9 protein-coding genes are annotated in these 17,678 nt (G+C 57.7%); 4 read left to right on the plus strand and 5 right to left on the minus strand.

The features are described 5' to 3' along the window. Positions 1-56 precede the first annotated feature (56 nt). Both Pan181_RS09955 and Pan181_RS09960 read left to right on the plus strand, forming a co-directional pair. A complete protein-coding gene (locus tag Pan181_RS09955) occupies positions 57-4,181 on the plus strand; it encodes a LamG-like jellyroll fold domain-containing protein (RefSeq protein WP_145246679.1) in 4,125 nt (1,374 codons plus the stop codon). A gap of 158 nt (positions 4,182-4,339) precedes the next feature. Beyond that, on the plus strand, positions 4,340-7,276 hold the full coding sequence (locus Pan181_RS09960; protein WP_145246680.1) for a hypothetical protein: 2,937 nt from the start codon (positions 4,340-4,342) through the stop codon (positions 7,274-7,276). Positions 7,277-7,288: 12 nt separating this feature from the next. Here Pan181_RS09960 and Pan181_RS09965 read toward each other — a convergent pair whose 3' ends face one another. From Pan181_RS09965 to Pan181_RS09985, 5 genes are read right to left on the minus strand one after another with little or no spacing between them, the layout of a single operon-like run. Beyond that, positions 7,289-8,608, minus strand: a complete 1,320-nt coding sequence (locus tag Pan181_RS09965; protein WP_145246681.1) for a TRAP transporter large permease — start codon at positions 8,606-8,608, stop codon at positions 7,289-7,291. A gap of 31 nt (positions 8,609-8,639) precedes the next feature. Next, positions 8,640-9,155: a TRAP transporter small permease gene (locus Pan181_RS09970; protein ID WP_145246682.1), complete on the minus strand. Its 516-nt coding sequence runs from the start codon at positions 9,153-9,155 to the stop codon at positions 8,640-8,642. Beyond that, entirely contained in the window at positions 9,152-10,168 is a 1,017-nt protein-coding gene (locus tag Pan181_RS09975; protein ID WP_197529119.1) for a TRAP transporter substrate-binding protein, read from the minus strand. The genes Pan181_RS09970 and Pan181_RS09975 overlap by 4 nt, the downstream gene beginning before the upstream one ends. Before the next feature lie 47 nt (positions 10,169-10,215). After that, a complete protein-coding gene (locus Pan181_RS09980; RefSeq protein WP_145246683.1) occupies positions 10,216-11,478 on the minus strand; it encodes a tagaturonate epimerase family protein in 1,263 nt (420 codons plus the stop codon). 8 nt (positions 11,479-11,486) lie between these two features. Beyond that, positions 11,487-12,863 carry a hypothetical protein gene (locus tag Pan181_RS09985; protein ID WP_197529120.1) on the minus strand — a complete coding sequence of 459 codons (1,377 nt, stop codon included), beginning with the start codon at positions 12,861-12,863 and terminating at the stop codon, positions 11,487-11,489. Between the two features lie 666 nt (positions 12,864-13,529). Between Pan181_RS09985 and Pan181_RS26050 the strand changes: the two genes are divergently transcribed. Both Pan181_RS26050 and Pan181_RS09995 read left to right on the plus strand, forming a co-directional pair. Next, on the plus strand, positions 13,530-15,563 hold the full coding sequence (locus tag Pan181_RS26050) for a GDSL-type esterase/lipase family protein (RefSeq protein ID WP_197529121.1): 2,034 nt from the start codon (positions 13,530-13,532) through the stop codon (positions 15,561-15,563). A 113-nt stretch (positions 15,564-15,676) separates the two neighbouring features. Beyond that, a complete protein-coding gene (locus Pan181_RS09995) occupies positions 15,677-16,837 on the plus strand; it encodes an AraC family transcriptional regulator (protein WP_145246684.1) in 1,161 nt (386 codons plus the stop codon). The last annotated feature ends 841 nt before the right edge of the window (positions 16,838-17,678 follow it).

Genomic DNA, 17,678 nt, shown 5'->3' on the forward strand with positions numbered 1-17,678 from the left:
GAAGAACCGAACTGTATTTATCGCATTGACATTTCTGCGACCCAGGAGAACCCGCTATGTCCATCCGTCATTTATTCCTTAGCACCTGCCTGTTGGCCAGCATGGCCTTGCACGCATCGGCCGTGCTAGTGACCCCCACGGGGATCACTTACACCGGCAACGGTGTGGAATTTTTCACTGAAGAGATTCACCTGATTGACGGCGCCGGCCTAACTGGCACGCTCGATCCCTCGGGCTTGAACATCGAGTCGGTCACCCACGGCAACGCCGGCCAAGACACTGGCTGGGTTACCGACGATCCCGCCCCTGGTGGTGGTGACTACTTTGTCGACACAACCGCTGTTGTGACCTTCGACATCGAACTCGGTGGCACCTACAACCTGACCGACTTCGTTTTTTGGAGCTACGGTTTTGGTGCGATCAACGGCAACTCCGCTTCGCAGGTTCGACTTGATTTCTCGACCGATGGTGGATCCTCGTTCGCCAGCAGTCAAACGCTGGATATCCCCGCTGAGTATGGCACTCCCGCGGTGGTTCCATTGACGACTCCTGCCGATGCGAACTTCATCCAAATGGAAGTGCTCGATAACTTCTTTGGCACCTTCGGTGGTGGTGACCGGGTCGGCATGTCCGAGATTCGCTTCCTCGACAGCGTCGAGCCTGGCGTGCTGAGCATGATTGTGAACCGCGACAACGGTGAAATCACTTTCGACAATGGCAGCGACTCCACGATTGAGTTCGCCGGTCTCGGCCTCACGTCGGCTTCCGGTGCTCTGAATACCACCAACTGGAGTCCCATCGCTGGCAACTACGATGCCGACGGTGATAGCTCGATTTCGCCGGATGCATGGGTTCCCTTCTCTGAGACCGCCTACGATCTGAGCGAAGGCACACTGGGTACCGGCACTCTCACCACTAGCACGGGCAGCGGAACCTCTTCCATTTCGCTCGGTTCCGGACTCTGGATTCCCACCAATACCCAAGACATTGTTGCTACGTACCTGGATGCCAACACCGGTGAAGTCGTTCCCATCCTGGTGCAATACACCAGCGAAGTCTACGGCGAAAACGACCCGATCAAGACGGGCGACTTTGATGTCAGCGGTTCTGTCGATTCACTCGACTGGGCCATTTATCGAAGCGGCTACAGGCAAGATCTATCCAGCCTTTCGGAGGCAGAAGCATATCTCATGGGCGACCTCAATGGCGATGGCATCAACAATGCGGTCGATTTCGGACTCTTCAAATCGGCCTGGGAAGCAGATAACCCAGGCGTTCCCTTCTCGTCACTCTTCGATAGCGCTAACGTCCCTGAGCCAGGTAGCATCGCTCTGCTAGGCCTTGGTGCCTTGTGCGTGGGGCTAATCCGTACTTCGAAGCTACGCAGCACCATTTTCAGCGCGCTGGTCGTCGCTTTGATTTGCGGTGGTTCGATGGTTCAAGCCGAGTTGCCGAGCCTAGTCTCGCACTGGGATCTCGATGCCAATGCCAACGATTCGTTTGGTAGCAACAACGGAACCCCATCTGGCGTGTCCTTTGGTGCTGTAGGTGCCAACGCCAACACTGGTACTGCGGCCACCTTCAACGGTACCGATAGCACCATCTTGGTCCCTTTTTCCCAAGAGCTGAACCCCGAGAGCTTTACCGTTTCGCTGTGGGCGCGCCCAACCAACACTACCGGCTATCGCTCGCCAATTACTAGTCGCGATGACGGCACCTTTGGCTATATTGTCTACGTCAGCCCGAGTGGAACCTGGGAGTTCTGGACCGGCGACGGCGATCCAGGTTGGACCTCCATCGGAGGTGCTACGGTCGCTGGAGATTCTTGGGCCCATCTGGCGATCTCGTTCGACGCTTCGAGTGGTACTAAGTCGTTATACCTCGACGGTGCCTTGATGGCGAGTACGACCACCCAAGGCTACAGCCCGAACGGACTAGTCGAAATGGAAGACCTGCACATCGGCTCTGGCTCGGATGCCGGTAACGAATTCTTCTTCGAGGGGGATATCGACGACGTCGGTGTTTTCAAGGGAGCACTCACCCCCAGTGAAATCCAAAATGTAGCGAACAACGGTGTCGGCTCGTTTGATCTGCTGCGGCTCGAGCTACTGGTGGACCGCAACACAGGTGCAGTAACCATGACCAACTCCGCTGGTCAAGCATTGGATGTCGATCAATACGAGATTCTCAGCGACGCCGGATCGTTGGATCCGTCGGGCTGGAATAGCATTGAAGACAACGGCCAAGGTGGCTTGCCAAGCGGCGATGGAACCGGAAACGGCTGGGAATCGCTCGGCACTCCCGGTACTTCGTTTGTTGGTGAAGCCTATTTGCAAGACGCTTCAACACTGACGGAAAGCACCAACCTTTACCTGGGCAGTCTGTTCGATACCAGCGTTGGCACCGAAGACCTGAAGTTCGTCTATCGCACCGCAGATGGTGCTTTGACCGAAGGTATCGTTACCTACTTCACCGGTACTCCAGTCAATGGCGACTTCAACGGCGATGGCATCGTGAATATCGCCGACTACACGGTCTGGCGTGACAATCTTGGTGCTAGTGACGAGTCGGCCTTTGCTCCAGGCACCGGCAACGGTGGTGGAGTCGACATGACCGACTACGACGCCTGGAAGTCCAACTTCGGTAGCACGACCGGCAGCACTGGCTCGCTCGACGCCTCGAAAGTTCCTGAGCCCTCGTCCATGATCCTGCTCGCAGGCATCGCCATGGCCGGGTTGCTCTTACGTCAACGAAAGCAAGGAGCAATGGTAAGCAACGCTTCGCTTCGCCAAAGTGTTTACGGCCTATCGGGCCTGTTTATCGTCGCTTGGGTGGTACTGGGCAGCACCACCCAGGCGGCGGTTTATAACGACCGCGTCTATACGCTCGGTGACGACTCGCTTGAAGACGCCTCGAGTGGCATCACGGTCGGTACCGGAGCTAACAACGTGGCTCCTGGGGCCACGCTCGACTCGGGTGTTGCGGGCGATCCCAGTGGATCGTACCTCGACTTGGCCCAAGCTGGATCACCGGTCTATACGAACGTTGCCACTGGCACCTACGCTCGTCCTGGCGCTAGCTCTGGTTCCCTTGGTATTCTGTTCGACGGAACCGACGACCTGCTCGAAACCGGCTACCCAATGAACCGTCCCGATGAATTGCAATTCTTCTTCGACCCTGAAGAAGGATACCCGCTGGAGTACACTGGGATCACAGGGCATGGCAGCCAGCTTTGGGTTTATCCCTCGGCTTCCGCCATCGGAACCACTGAGTCGCCGACCACGTATCAAAGCATTTTCTTCGATACGATCTTCACTGGTGGCCCAGCGATTACGCCTGAAGGTAAGTGGACGCAATCCAACTCGTACCACGTGGATGGTGCCAGTGGTGTTGGTGGCGTTCCGCTCACCGATGGTGGTGTCGATGTTGTCGGCGATACCTGGTATCACGTGATGCAACACGTATACATCAATGGCGATTCTGGTGCTCCTAAGTTGGCACCGGGGTCGGCAGCTCGACCGTTTACCAGCGTGATCTACGTTGATGGCGTGGCTGTTTCGGCAAACAACGACAACATCAACACCGGTGGCGACACCGCGTTTGTTGGTAAGCTGGTCGTGGGTGCCGCCGAGTTCAACGGCGACGGCTTCGTCCCCGACTACAGCAACCACTTCAATGGTGTGCTCGACGAAATGGAAATGTATGTCTACGGCGATAACACCAGCGAAGGCGGCATGGACTATGGCACCTTTAATCTGTTCGAAGATAACGAGTGGATTGCTGAGCAAATCGCCAACGATTCCGTGCTGCAAGGCACTCTGCTGCCTGGTGATGCTAACAAAGATGGCGTCGTCAACGGCGACGGAACTGGCGACCCTTCGGTGGACGACGTGGCAGCCTTCGTCGCGGGCTGGGGTACGGCCAACATCATGCAGGGTGCCCACAACCAGATCTACGTCGGTGACTGGATGACCTGGGAATCTGGCGACTTCAACCACGACGGGGTCACCGACTTTGCCGACTGGTACCTGCTGCGTGGCAATCACGTCTCGCCTGGTGGTTTGGACCTTGGTGCCCTGCTCGGTGGCGGTGGCAGCCAAGTGCCTGAACCCAGCACCCTGGCTCTCCTCGCAGGGTTGGTCGTTGCTGCTGGTGTGCAACGTCGCTTCGCTGCTAAATAGGTTTTCTCGGCTTACGAGAATCGATAATCCCATGACCATCGTTGACCGGTTAGCTCTGCTAGCCGGTCAACTTTTTTGGATGGTCAACAGTTGGCTGACCGTACAACCGGTACAATAACACGAGTTTCTGATTCACGAATACCAACCAAGAGAACATCATGCGATCCTCTGTATGGCGGTTGAGTAGTGCTCTGCTGATGGCGATCTGCCTGGCCTGCGGAACAAACGTTGGCAAGATGAGTCAAGCAGCCGACGATTTTCTGCTGAATGCTTCACCGTATACAGCAGAGGTCGAGCAAGACGACACCGCCAAGACGACTACCATGCAAAATGGCCTGGTAAAGCGAGTCTGGAAGACCGATCCCAATGGTGCCTGCATTGCCTTCGACAACCTGATGACCGGCCAGTCGATGCTTCGCTCGGTCCGCCCGGAAGCAAGCGTCACGATCAATGGACTCGACTGCCCGGTTGGTGGCCTCATCGGGCAGCCAAACCATGCCTTTCTCACCGACGCGTGGCTTGAGCAGATGAAGGTCGACCCCAAGTCGATGCAGCTCATTCATGTGGAAGTCGGTGAACCGGCCGAACGTTTCGCCTGGAACACTCGCCGACATCACGCACCGGGAGTCAAATGGCCCCCAGCAGGCGTGTATGTTCGATTCGACTACGCCTTGCCAGAGATGAGCGGAGACCAGATAGCCGAGTTTGCCTTGGGTACGGGGCAGGCAACAGCCGATTCCGAGGGCCAGACCCCCTCGGTTGCTCCCCCTAGCGATCTGGGACGTACGCTGCTGATAGAAGACGAGTTTGCCTCGCTGGATGGCTGGCAAACGCACGTCTCGACCTCACACCCTCGCAGCAGCGTGTCGAACGAAGGCAAACCGGGCGAGATCTACACGCCAGCTAACACCGCTGCTTTTGTCGAGCGTAAGCTCCCCACCGATACGAGAATCGTGGAAGCGACGATTAGCGCGGGAACCGATGAGTCGTCGAGCTGGGGACCGGGCATCGCGGTCGTGTTTGCTAATCGCGTGGTGAAATTCAATCTCCGCCCCGGCGGCAACGCGTACGATAAGTTTCCTTTGCTCGGCATCTGGGATGGTTCGCGTGAGAATCCCAATGCTGGCGGGCGCATGCGGCTCGATTTCTCTCAGCCCTGGACGCTGCGCGTGCGGCTCGAAGGTTCCAAGCTGTATTGCGACGCCAAGCCAGTGGATGGTGCCTGGAAGAACTATGGCCAGGTGCAACTCCCCAGCGACGTTGGAGAGATGGCAGCTGTGCGTTTGGGCAAAATGGATCGCGCCGGCGAAGCGAGCGACTTTAGCGAGCCAGGCTCGCTGGTGCGTTTGCAACTGCTACGCTTCGCCGCTTACGGGCCGATTAACCAAGCTGGACGTGCGGAGTTGGAGCAACTGGTTGAGCAGCATCGCCAGGTTCGCGTCAGCGTGCACTACGAGCTTTACGATGGGATTCCCGCGTTTAGCAAGTGGATCACGGTTCAAAACCTTGGTGACCAGAGCGTGATGCTCGACCGATTCACGGCCGAGGAACTCGCGGTGGTGGAACATACGAACTGGGTCGAGTTTCGCGAAGGGGTAGCGATGCCTCGACCGGATTACTTGCATGTGGAAACCGATTTCGCGTTCGGAGGTTTCACCCCCAGTAACGCAAATCGTCACGTTGTGCACTGGCGCTCCGATCCGCTCTACTCCACCCAGGTGAACTACGCCCGCCAGACACCCTGTCGACTAGTGGTGGAGCCGACGTACGGTCCCGCCCAACAGATTGCCGCCGGCGACGAGTTCGCCTCGTTCCGTACGTTCGAACTGGTTTACGACGATGGCAATCGCGAACGACGAGGGCTGACGTTGCGCCGTTTCTATCGCACACTCGCGCCGTGGGTGACGGAGAATCCGATCACGCATCACCTGCTCAGCAACAATCCCGCCCGGGTACGCGAAGCCGTTGATCAGGCTGCCGAGGTTGGTTTCGAGGCGATCATTCTGTCGTTTGGCAGTGGCTTCAACATGGAGAATACCTCGCCAGAGCACTTGGCCGCCTGGAAAGAAGTGGCCGATTACGCAGAGGAAAAGGGGATTGAACTCGGTTGTTACTCGCTCTTCTCCTCGCGAGGAGTGACTCCAGCCGATATGATTGTGTCCCCCGAGGGGCAAAGTCCCACGCACGGTCAGTGCCCTGCGGTAACTTCGCCTTGGGGCCAACATTGGCTAGCGACGATTCGCCAGTTCTACGAGACCACCGGCTTCGATCAGTTCGAGAACGATGGCCCCTACCCTGGCGACGTCGACGTCACACCGCGCCCGCCGCTGCAGCAAGGCATCAACGATTCGCGGTGGGTGCAATGGAGCCAGACCGCCCAGCTCTATCGAGACCTGCGGGCCGCAGGCATTTTCATCAACGCGCCGGACTACTACTACCTCAATGGTTCGAACAAATGCGGCATGGGCTATCGCGAAGTTAATTGGTCGCTCCCCCGCGCCCACCAGGTGATCCACACGCGACAGAACATCTACGATGGCACCTGGAACAAGACCCCGAGCATGGGCTGGATGTTCGTACCGCTCACCCAGTACCACGGCGGCGGTGCGGCCGCGACGATTGAACCGCTCCATGAGCATCTCGACCATTACCGCCAGATGATGCAGTCGAATCTTGGGCTCGGTGTGCAGGCTCACTACCGTGGCCCGCGATTGTTCGATGGTCCCGAAACCAAGGCTTTGGTCACCGAACAAGTGGTATGGTTCAAGGAGTATCGCGACATTCTCGAATCCGACGTGGTGCATGGCCGCCGGGCGGATGGGCGCGACCTCGACTGGATGCTGCACGCGAATGCCCAGCTCGACCGCCCTGGCATGCTCTGCGTGTATAATCCGCTGGAACACGCGGTCGAGCGCGAGCTGACTATCGACCTGTACTACACCGGGCTGACGGATTCAGCGATCGCCAAGGGAGCCGACGGCACGTCGACACCGCTCACACTCGACAGTCGCCAGCAGTCGAAGGTGCCGGTTAAGGTGCCGGCTCAAGGCATGCAATGGCTCTTGATCCTGCCCCCAGAGCAGCAGGCCCGGTAGCGAATCGCCGCGTTACTCCATTTGCCCTGCAAGACGTGGTAACCAGAGCGACAACTCGGGCCAGTAGGTAATCACCATCAGGGCGATGACCATCGCGAGCAGGTAAGGGATTAGGGGGCGGATCAAGTCGACGATCTTGGTCCCCCCTACCCCACAGCCGACAAACAGACACGTCCCCACCGGCGGGGTACACAGCCCGATACATAGATTAACGATCATGATGATGCCGAAGTGTACTGGGTGGATACCGAGCGACGTGACAATCGGCAGGAAGATCGGTGCGAAGATCAGCACCGCTGGTGTCATGTCCATGAAGGTACCGACCACCAGCAAGGTTAGATTGATGAGCAGCAACAGCAGGAAGTAGTTGTCGGTCAGGTTCATCAGGCCTTCGCTCACCATCTGCGGAATCGACTCGAGAGCGAGCACCCAACTCAGTGCCTGACTGGCAGCGATCAAGAAGAAGATCACTGCGGTGGTCACGCCCGAGCCGAGCAGAATCTTCGGCAGTGCGGTGAATGGAACTTCGCGATAAACGAACACCGCCAGCACAAACGCGTACAGTACCGCGATGGCGGCCGCTTCGGTGGCCGAGAAGATGCCCTGCAGAATACCGGCCAGTACAATGATGATCAGCAACAAACTGGGAAGCGCCCGCAAGGTAGTCTTCACCAGCGGCAACTCGATCGACTCCGGTTCGCTTTCGGCATCTTGATCGTCGGCTGCCACTTCAAGTTCGGGCATGCACCACCAACTCGTAGCGATGATCGAGAGCCCAAGCAAAATACCCGGTAGTACTCCTGCCAAGAACATCGCGGCCACCGACACATTGCCTGCGACGACCGCGTAGACGATCATGATATTGCTCGGCGGAATCACCAGCCCGGTTGTCGCCGACACGGTGGTGAGCGCCACGCTAAAGGGCCGCGAATAACCTTTGCGCCACATCTCGGGCAGCACCATTCCGCCGACTCCCGACACTGCCGCGGTGGCCGATCCGGAGATGGCTCCGAATAACATGCAGGAGAGCGTACAGACGTAAGCTAGCGCCGCAGTGCTGCGGCCCAGCAAACAGGCCGCGAAGTCGATCAACCGCCCTGCCATGCCCCCCTCGGCCATCAAACGCCCCGCGACAATGAACGAGGGGATGGCCAGCAACGGGAAACTGGCGACTCCATTGGTCATCCGCTGCGCTACCACCGTGGACGCCATGTCGCCGATGGCCGACTGCAGCGACAACACCGCGGCCACGCCCAGGCACACGGCGATCGGCACGTCGAGCACAAGTAGCAGGACGAACGAAGCGATCAAGATGAGGAGTTGAGCATCCAAGACGAGACGAGCAGCTAAAAAGGGATGAAAATCAGGGAGGTGAACGATCGGGAGTTTCCTCCACTGGCGAGACGATCAACTCTAACAAATCGACCACTGCAAACAGCACCACGCAACCACCAGCAATCGGAGTCGCCAGATAAACGGCTCCCATCGGTATGCCCAGTGCGGCGGAACTTTGCCCGGTCGCAAGCACCTCGGACACCAGACGAACGCCTCCACCGAGCATCACCCAGGCGGCAAACGCAATGACAACCAGTTGCGACAAGATACTGGCAACGCGTTGGGCGTCGCCATGCAGTTTGAGTTTAAAATAATCGAGCCCCAAGTGCTCGCGATGAGCAAAGGCGACCGCGGTGCCGAGCATCGACAGCCAGGCCATCGAGTAACTCGCTAGCTCCACGGTCCATTTGCTGGGATCTTTCAGCACAAAGCGGGTGGTCACTTGCCAGAGCACGTCGAGCACTAGCGCAGAGATCAACACAATCACCGCCCACTCCAGGAGCCGCAGCACCAGCTTTTCGATCGTATGCAGTACCTTCATCATGGATCGTCGGCCATTTTCTGAATGCGATCAATCAGGTCGCCGACTCGTGATCCGCGATACGATTCCAACAATGGCTTCACTTGCTCGCGAAACGCTTGGAGGTCGGGCGTGTAGACTTCCACCCCTTTTTCCTTCGACTTGGTCAGTGCTTCTTCTGTTTTCTCTTTCCAGAGCTGGCGTTCGAACTCTGCCGATTCGGCGGCCGCTTCGGCGAGCCACTGCTGTTGCTGTGTATTGAGCCGACTCCACCATCGCTGGCTAATCACTAATAGGTCGGGAGTCCGCGTGTGCTCGTCGAGTGAGTACTGCTTGCACACTTCGTAATGCCGATTCGTGTAGAAGCTGGGGGGATTATTCTCGGCTCCGTCGAGCACCCCTTGCTGCAAGTTCGTATATAGGTCGCTGAAATCAACCGGCGTGGGCGAACCGCCGAGTGCTTCGACCATCGCAATCGAGGTGGGACTCTCCTGCACTCGAATCAGCAGCCCAGCCAGATCGGCGGGCTCCAGGATGGGCTTCGAGACCGTGTAGAAGCTCCGCGCGCCAGCGTCGTAGTAACAAAGACCATGCAGTCCCTGCTTCTCGCCGGCTAGCAGTAGCTCGCGGCCGAGGTCGCTTTCGAGCACGCGCCAGTAGTGCTGCTCGTCCTCGAACACGTACGGCACGCCAAAGATGGCCATCTCCGGCACGAAGTTCTCCAGCGGCGCGGCCGAGACTTTTGTCATGGCAATCACCCCGCGTTGCACGAGGCTCACGCATTCGGTCTCCGCGCCCAACTGTCCGTTGGGAATAACCTCCATGCGTAGCGTGCCCGACGACTTTTCGTCAAGTCTCTCGGCCATGAACTCCAGCGCTGCGTGAACCGGATGTCCCTGATCGAGCGAATGCCCGAGCTTGAGCGTATGCGGTTCGGAAGTGCTAACCGTGGCACCGGTGCGAAAGGCGTATACCGCTGTTGCTGCAAACAGAGCCGCGAGCAAGGCGACCGCCATCAGTGAAGTAGACTTTGCCATGTTACCGGACTACAACGACAGAGCACTGAGAAAAGGACAAGGCTGCGTTAACGCAAAGCGTGTAAATGTCGCACGAAGTGTTCTCGCAGAATCTCAGTGTACACGTCCGCGTGCTCGGTTAACAGCGCTGTAAGCTGAGGCCCCAATTTGCTGTCGGTCACGACCGATCCAAACGTGCAGTGCAGTACTTGCCGGCCAGGCTCTACGAATCCTCGCCCCGCGGGCACGTCGCACCAACGCTCGAGGTAAACCTGCTCCAGCTTGGTATCGTCGAGTTCCGCCGAAGGGGGCAGCGTTGCGACTTCTGCCGAAACGTGATAGGTGGCTTTGTCCTCGTCGAAATGATTGCGAGAGAAATCAACCACTTCTCGAAAGAAAGCAGGGTCTTTGTGGGCTGCGACTCGGAGGGCTTCGAGGTAGCTGGTACCAGCTGTTTTCACATGAAACCGCCCCTGGGTCGCGCGGGCGAGCGCGGGGTACATGGTGAGCTTATCGGAGCCCGAATGGAGCGACAGCTTGTAGGGGCCCATGCGTTCGGCGATTTCAGCGTGCACGGCCAACGACTCTTCGAGCGCGGCGAGTTCGCCCTTGAAATCCACCCCCTTCTCGAAGTCGCCGATGAACCGAGGAGCCAGGCTCACCAGCTTGACGCCCGCCTGCCGAAACTGATCGGCAATCAGATAATGCTCGGCCGCAGTGGTAGGTTGATCGGTTTCGTCGACACTCAACTCGAGTTCAAACGGGCGGCCTAATCGCAACGCCTCGGACTCTACGAACTTGGCCAGCTTGATGGCCGAGAGAATCGCCTTGCCGTACTTCACCGCTGCTCGTTGTAAGGTGTTGGCTTCGAACTCAAGCGGCCCCGAGTCGAGATGAATCGTTTGACCCAAGTACGCGTCGTACCAAGGCGCCCACTCCCGGGCAGTTGCAAACTTGCCTTGCAGGGTCGCTTCGTCGTAGCTGTCGGCCTGTTGATCGACGTCGCCCGAGGGATCGAGCGTGAAGAACACAAACCCAGCGGCCATGGTCCGCTGCACGTCTTCGGGGGTCTTTAGATGATCGGCATCCGCACCCCACGGCAACGCGTAGCTATCGCTTTGTAACGCCTCGACCGCGCACTGCATCACCTGCTCGGCAGTTCGATTGGTGCGAGTCATCTCGCGGATGGATTGCTGCGCGAAGATCCCACGAATCGGCCCACCGGCTTCGTTGAGTGCGGTGAGATGACCAGCGGTAGCAGAGCCGAGCCGGTCGCCGAATCCGAAACTTGGCTCGATCCCAAGTGGTTGCGGAACGAGTTTATCTGACATATCTGATTCTATCGGGCTAAAAACTTTTCAAAGGCACCGCTGAGCAGATGCTGCACGTCGCGGCGGATTTCTTCTTCGTTGATCTTCCAACCGGTGGCTTCCACGTCGTTGTATTTATCGACGAGCACCTTGGCGATGATCGCTCTGCTGTGCTCCCACTTGTAGATCAACTGTTCCAGCACGCGAGCGTCGGAATGCTGGGGCACAAACGAAGTGCCAAGCAATTCCACCCGCATGCGAGTGATTTCTTCGACCAGCGATGGGTTATTAAGGAACCACCAGCAACCAAAGACCATTAGGTTACCAAACTTACGAGCGGCCACGGCCAGTTCGTGCTGATTTTCCCGCGCCAGCATGGTGACGAGGAAGCGGTTCTCGGGGAAATCATGGCAGAGCCGAATCACCGATTGCACGTCCGACTTGCCGACCGTGTCGCCGGCGTCGCCAAGCGACGGATTCACCTGCAATTCCGACCCAATCATCATGGCCATCGGCAGGCCCAACTCGGCCAAGGTCGGCAACACCGCATCGCGGAAGATGGTGCTGCCTGGAGTCAGGTCGTCGCTACCTCCGTAGCGGAAACCAGGCGGCAAACTCACCGCGCAGTAAATCGCTTTGATTCGCGAAACCCAGTCGCGGATAAACCGACGGACTTCAGCAATGGTCGCCGCACTCAGTTCCTGGGAGACCTCGTAGCCCCACTCGCGAAGCTTCGCCCCGGCCATATCCCAGTCGCGGAGCAAGGGGTCGAAACGCAGTACTGCGGCAAAGCGAGGATCGTCGCCGATAGACTCATCGGCCAGCCAGCGATTTCGCTCGTTGTCGTCGAATACGGGATTGGTCATCGTGATTCGCGAAATGCCCGCGATCTGCATCACGCGGTCGATATGGCTGTCGAGCGACTGCTGCTGGAACCACTTTCGGTAGCTCGCCAGATCGCGCTCGCCAGGGTCGAGTCCCAAGCGTTCGAGCGTGGTCAACACCCCGCGACACGCTTCGCTAATAGGGGTGCGATCGAGGAACAGATGCTGCCAGATGTGGTCGGCCTGCTCCTGCTTGCTCATCTTCCAGAACTGCTCGTACGGCAACTCGCAGGGCGGCACGACGCGAAAGACTTCGGCCACCAGGTAATGGTAGGTCAGCAGCTCGTCGATACCCCACAGCGCGAGACCATTCGGATCGCGGGAACCAGTGGGCTCACATGTCGGCGAACCAAACGTGGCTGGATACAAATGCGTGTGTAGATCCCATACCGGCGTGGTCGACATCAACAACTGCACTTCCGCCGCCAAGCGATCGGTCCCCACAGGAGGCTGCTGCTCGCTAGAGCGTCCATGATTTGGCGAAATGGAATGCTGCTGATGGGAAGGCGAGAAAGTGGTCATGACGCAAATGGGTTAAATATGTCCGTCGGTGATCGACATGTTCGTGGGTAGCGACACCACACCTCAACGGGTGCGTTTTGATTCGACCAAGCGAAAGCTCGGCACGGGCTGCCCTGGCAATGGGGTAGGCATCCGCCAATTGCCAGGGCGATGACACTGAATCGAAAAGCAAACGCGGCTGTATTCGCTTCAGCCGCTAGGAGCTAAAAACAAGTACAACAGGATAAGTGGGGAAAAGTCCGCAATTCACTGTTCCGCTTGCCATCCAGTCGAGGCTGAAAGCAAGACATCAATTGGATCTATTCTAACCGACGACCCGCAGATAGTGATGTATACAATTGACGCAATACAGGCTCCCAAACACGCAAATAGGGAGACCCACAATTGCGAGTTGGTAGCTGGCAGGCTACGGTTAGTCACTAAACCGACGTCACACCGCGTCTTGATTGGCAAGCCGCTGGGCAATGGTCTATTCTGATGGGAGGGCACTGTCGAATCGATCCAGGTACCGCTTTTCTCCCCCCTGACAAACATGGTTCGTCCCCGAACGGCCTGACAGCCTCGACGATTGCTCCCTGGGGCGATCGGCCATTTCGGTTTGGTGTAGTTACGATTCGCAGCATTCGCACGTTCCGACCAACATTTCCCGCGTCCATTTGGTCTCTCATGAATACTCGCCTCATCCAGTTATTGAAGTCCAAACTTCTTCATCTCACCGTTGTCGCTTGCTTGGCACTTGTCTCGCACACCAGCGTTGCGGCCGATGATACTTCCTCGATAGGAAAGCCAACCCTCTACCTCATCGGCGATTCGACGGTTCGCTGTGGTAGCGGCCAAGGGGGTGGCGGGATGTGGGGTTGGGGCTCGGTGATCGACCGCCATTTCGACACCACGAAAATTAACGTCGACAACCGTGCCCTGGGAGGCCGTAGCAGTCGCACCTACCTTACAGAAGGTCGCTGGCAGCAAGTGCTCGATCAACTGAAGCCAGGCGATTACGTACTGATGCAGTTTGGCCACAACGACGGTGGCCAGATGTTCGCCGGCGACCGCCCTCGTGCTTCGATCAAAGGTAATAGCGACGAAACCCGCGATGGAGTCGTCGAGGCCACCGGCACCGCCGAAACAGTTCACTCGTTTGGTTGGTACCTGCGTAAGTACGCCAGCGAAACGCAACAACGGGGAGCAACACCAGTCGTGCTGTCGCTCATTCCGCGTGATCGTTGGATCGATGGGAAAGTGATTCGTGCGTCGAACGACTATGGCAAATGGGCTTCGCAGGCTGCCGAGCAGGTTGGGGCTGAGTTTATCGATCTGAACGCGATCGTCGCCGAGCGCTACGAGCAGGATGGTCAGCTTCGCGTGCACGCGGAGTACTTTACGCCGAAGGATCACACGCATACCAGCCGAACCGGCGCGATGGTGAACGCCGCCTGCGTGGTTGCAGGTATTCGCAATCTGACGAGCTGCGACCTCAAGGACTACTTGCTGCCGAGCGATACCAAGCTGCCGGAAGAAAGCATGACGGTCCGCCGGTTTGACTTCGGTGCGGGAGAAGCCGCCCGAGGGTATTGGCCGGTTCACGCCGATACCGTCTACAACAGCGACACTGGCTACGGGTTTGAGTCTGTTGATGGAGTGGTCGCCAGCAAATCGAGCGACGACGCTCCCTCTACCGACTATTGCCAGAGCGAGCAGCCCTTCTACTTCTCGATGGCCCTGCCGGAGGGGAGTTACGAAGTTCAGGTAAGCGTTCCAGAACAACACGCAGGGCCGACAACGGTTCGTGCGGAGTTGCGTCGCTTGATGGTGGAACAAAGCAGCGACCATACACTTGTGTTTACGGTGAACATCCGCCAGCCCCGCTTGCCAGATGGAAGTCGGGTGCGGCTCAAAGATCGCGAAACCAAAAAGGAAGCCTGGGCGTGGGACGACCGCTTGACGCTCGAATTCAATGGTGACCACCCCGCGGTAAGTAGCATCACGGTGACACCTGTCGCCGACCGCCATACCCTGTTTCTGTTGGGCGACTCCACGGTAGCCGACCAACCGCTCGAGCCTTGGGGTAGCTGGGGGCAGATGCTTACTCGGTTCTTCGCTCCGAGCGTGGTGGTGGCCAACCACTCCGAATCGGGCGAGACCGTGCGAGGATCGCTCTCCGCTCATCGCTTCGACAAGATCTTTTCGCTCGCGAAACCGGGCGACTACCTGATGGTGCAGTTCGGGCACAACGATATGAAGAAAACCTCGCCCAACGCGCTCGAGCAGTATCGCAGCGGTCTCCAGCAAGTGATTCAGCAAGCTCAGCAACTTGGAATGACTCCCATTCTGGTTACTTCGATGGAACGCAAAAGCGGCGTCGAGCACGACACGCTCGGCGCGTATCCGCAAACAGTTCGCGATCTTGCTGAAGAGCTCGATATTCCGCTCATCGATTTGCATCGCGATAGCAAGGTGCTTTACGCTGAGCTGGGCGACTCGCTCGACGCCGCGTTTGTCGATGGTACGCATCACACCAGCTATGGGAGCTACCAGCTTGCCCGATGTATTGTGCAACAACTTACGCAGCAGGTGCCAGATCTGGCAGCGCACCTTTGCTCCGATGTTCCGGAGTTTGAAGTCAGTGCACCTCCCTCGCCAGCAGGGTGGACTTTGCCGGCCAGTCCAAAGTGGGATCCCAATTTCAAGGAAAGCAATTGACACGGACCACGTCGATACCGTCTGATGACGACTGCTCCTCCTACGATCGGCTCCACTTGTTCCAATGGCCCTAGCCGTTTCCATCTCTTCCATTCTCTCTCGTAAATAGTTTCGTGACCGAACGCAGCCAACAGATCGCTCTCGCCTTCCCCCGCGGCTCGCACCAGGAAGTGCTCATCGAAGGGGTGACTCGCTACCTGGCCGACAATGCTTTGAACTGGACCTTTGCTGTTGCGCCGGAATCGCTGATGCTTTCGGTGCTCGACTTGGTTAACTGGCAAGGCGACGGGATTCTCGCGGCCATCAATACCGAGAAGGAAGCCGAGTGCGCAGTAATGCTCGGCATCCCCACGGTGAATATCTCGAGCGCCATGGCGAACTGCCCCGTGCCGCGCACGATGGTCGACAATTACGCGATCGGCGAGTTGGCCGCCGAGCACCTGTTGGCTCGTGGGTTTCGGCAATTTGGGTTCCTCGGGCTTGAGAACGTTCAGTACTCGAAGGATCGCTGGCTCGGGTTCAATGATACCCTCGAAAAACAGGGGGTCTCCGCCACTCAGCTGCTGGCTGCTCCCACGTTTCGCTTTGATGGCGAAGTGTGGCACGAGCAGCACAAGCAGCTCTCCACCTGGCTGCGATCGCTCCCCAAACCGTGCGGCGTGTTTGCGGTTTCCGACTATCGGGCGTGCCATGTGTTGGAGTCGTGTCGCGAGAGCGGTTACAGCGTGCCCGACCAGGTTGCGGTTATGGGTGTCGACGACGAACAGGTGATCTGCGAACACGTCCGCCCCACTCTCTCGAGCGTCGCCCGCAACGACTCGCTCGAAGGCTACAAGGCAGCCGAGATGCTCGACATGCTCATGCGTGGCGAAGCGCTGCCGACCAACGAAATCATTGTGCCGCCGATCGAGGTGGTAAACCGCGAATCGACTTCCGCTTTCGCTGTTTCCGACGAACGACTGCGACAAGCGCTCGACTACCTGCATCAGTACCTGCACGAACCGATCACCATTGAGGAACTGGCGACGCATGCCGATGTGTCGCGCCGGTGGTTGGAGTATGCATTCCGGGATGTCTTCAACGAAACTCCCTACCAGTACCTCAAGCGGCAACGGCTGCTCAAAGCCAAGCAGGTGCTGGCCGACGAGCCGAAGTCGAGCATCACGCAGGTCGCCCGCAGCACTGGGTTTGCCTCGGTCAAACAAATGCGTCTGGCATTCCAGCAAGCCTACGGGGTCAGCCCAGGCGAGTTTCGCCGGCTGCTCGATTCCTAAGAGCATGACGAACCCAATCGCACACCATCGAGTGAGCGACACGAAAGCGATGGGTTCATAGCTCGACGATACGCATCCCCTTTTGAGCTTACCCATCCTGCTACTCGCTAGTCTGTCCATTCCTACTAGTCTCCCCTGGGGGGCCAATCTCCCCCGATGCGCGTTTTCCCGCGATCGAGCCACCCGCACACGTGTGGAGGTGAGATTCCCACCGCTCGGCGAATAGATTCCCAATTTTCCCATCGATGGGAAAATTGAATCTGCGCGTACTCTACAAAACCAGTGGTTTTCGGTCTCGAATAGATTCCCATTCCCAAAAACGCATCGAGTGGGAATCTATTATCCCGCTGCGCACTTATCGCAAGTCGTTTGCCAGCAACAAGTTGCATTAACACCTCCACGATAGTTGCCCAAAATAGATTCCCACCCATGGGAAACTATTTTGGGGAGGAGTCAGGAAACAGGATTCGGGGGCCAGGGGAGCTTGGGATAGAGGATTGCTGAATGATGAATTCTGATTGCGGAGGATGTCATCTTGAAGGAGCTTCCGGCGACTGAAAGATCTCAGCCTACCACTTACAGCCTAGAGCCTAAAGCTTTGACATTCGCGCAGCAGCGAACGCCCACGCCGGCAACCATTCGCCTGCGCGTCGCTAGGAATCTGCCATGACAAAAAGCACTACATTTCAATGACCTCCAAATACGAAAAAGCCAACGGCCGATAGCTGAAAGCCGACAGCCACAAACACACCTGTCCATTAGAACACCACAGGTGGCCATTTTCCAGCGAAAACCTGGCAATCAGAAAAAGACGTTCAAACTTCACCGCTATCGAAGGCCT

Source organism: Aeoliella mucimassa, from assembly GCF_007748035.1.
In the GTDB taxonomy this organism is placed as follows: domain Bacteria; phylum Planctomycetota; class Planctomycetia; order Pirellulales; family Lacipirellulaceae; genus Aeoliella; species Aeoliella mucimassa.

Bases quoted from the DNA above. Each gene is read 5' to 3' on its own strand.
- Pan181_RS09975 (WP_197529119.1), bottom strand. From the start codon at position 10,168: ATGGCAAAGTCTACTTCACTGATGGCGGTCGCCTTGCTCGCGGCTCTG.
- Pan181_RS26050 (WP_197529121.1), top strand. From the start codon at position 13,530: ATGAATACTCGCCTCATCCAGTTATTGAAGTCCAAACTTCTTCATCTC.
- Pan181_RS09960 (WP_145246680.1), top strand. From the start codon at position 4,340: ATGCGATCCTCTGTATGGCGGTTGAGTAGTGCTCTGCTGATGGCGATC.
- Pan181_RS09970 (WP_145246682.1), bottom strand. From the start codon at position 9,155: ATGATGAAGGTACTGCATACGATCGAAAAGCTGGTGCTGCGGCTCCTG.
- Pan181_RS09955 (WP_145246679.1), top strand. From the start codon at position 57: ATGTCCATCCGTCATTTATTCCTTAGCACCTGCCTGTTGGCCAGCATG.
- Pan181_RS09980 (WP_145246683.1), bottom strand. From the start codon at position 11,478: ATGTCAGATAAACTCGTTCCGCAACCACTTGGGATCGAGCCAAGTTTC.
- Pan181_RS09985 (WP_197529120.1), bottom strand. From the start codon at position 12,863: ATGACCACTTTCTCGCCTTCCCATCAGCAGCATTCCATTTCGCCAAAT.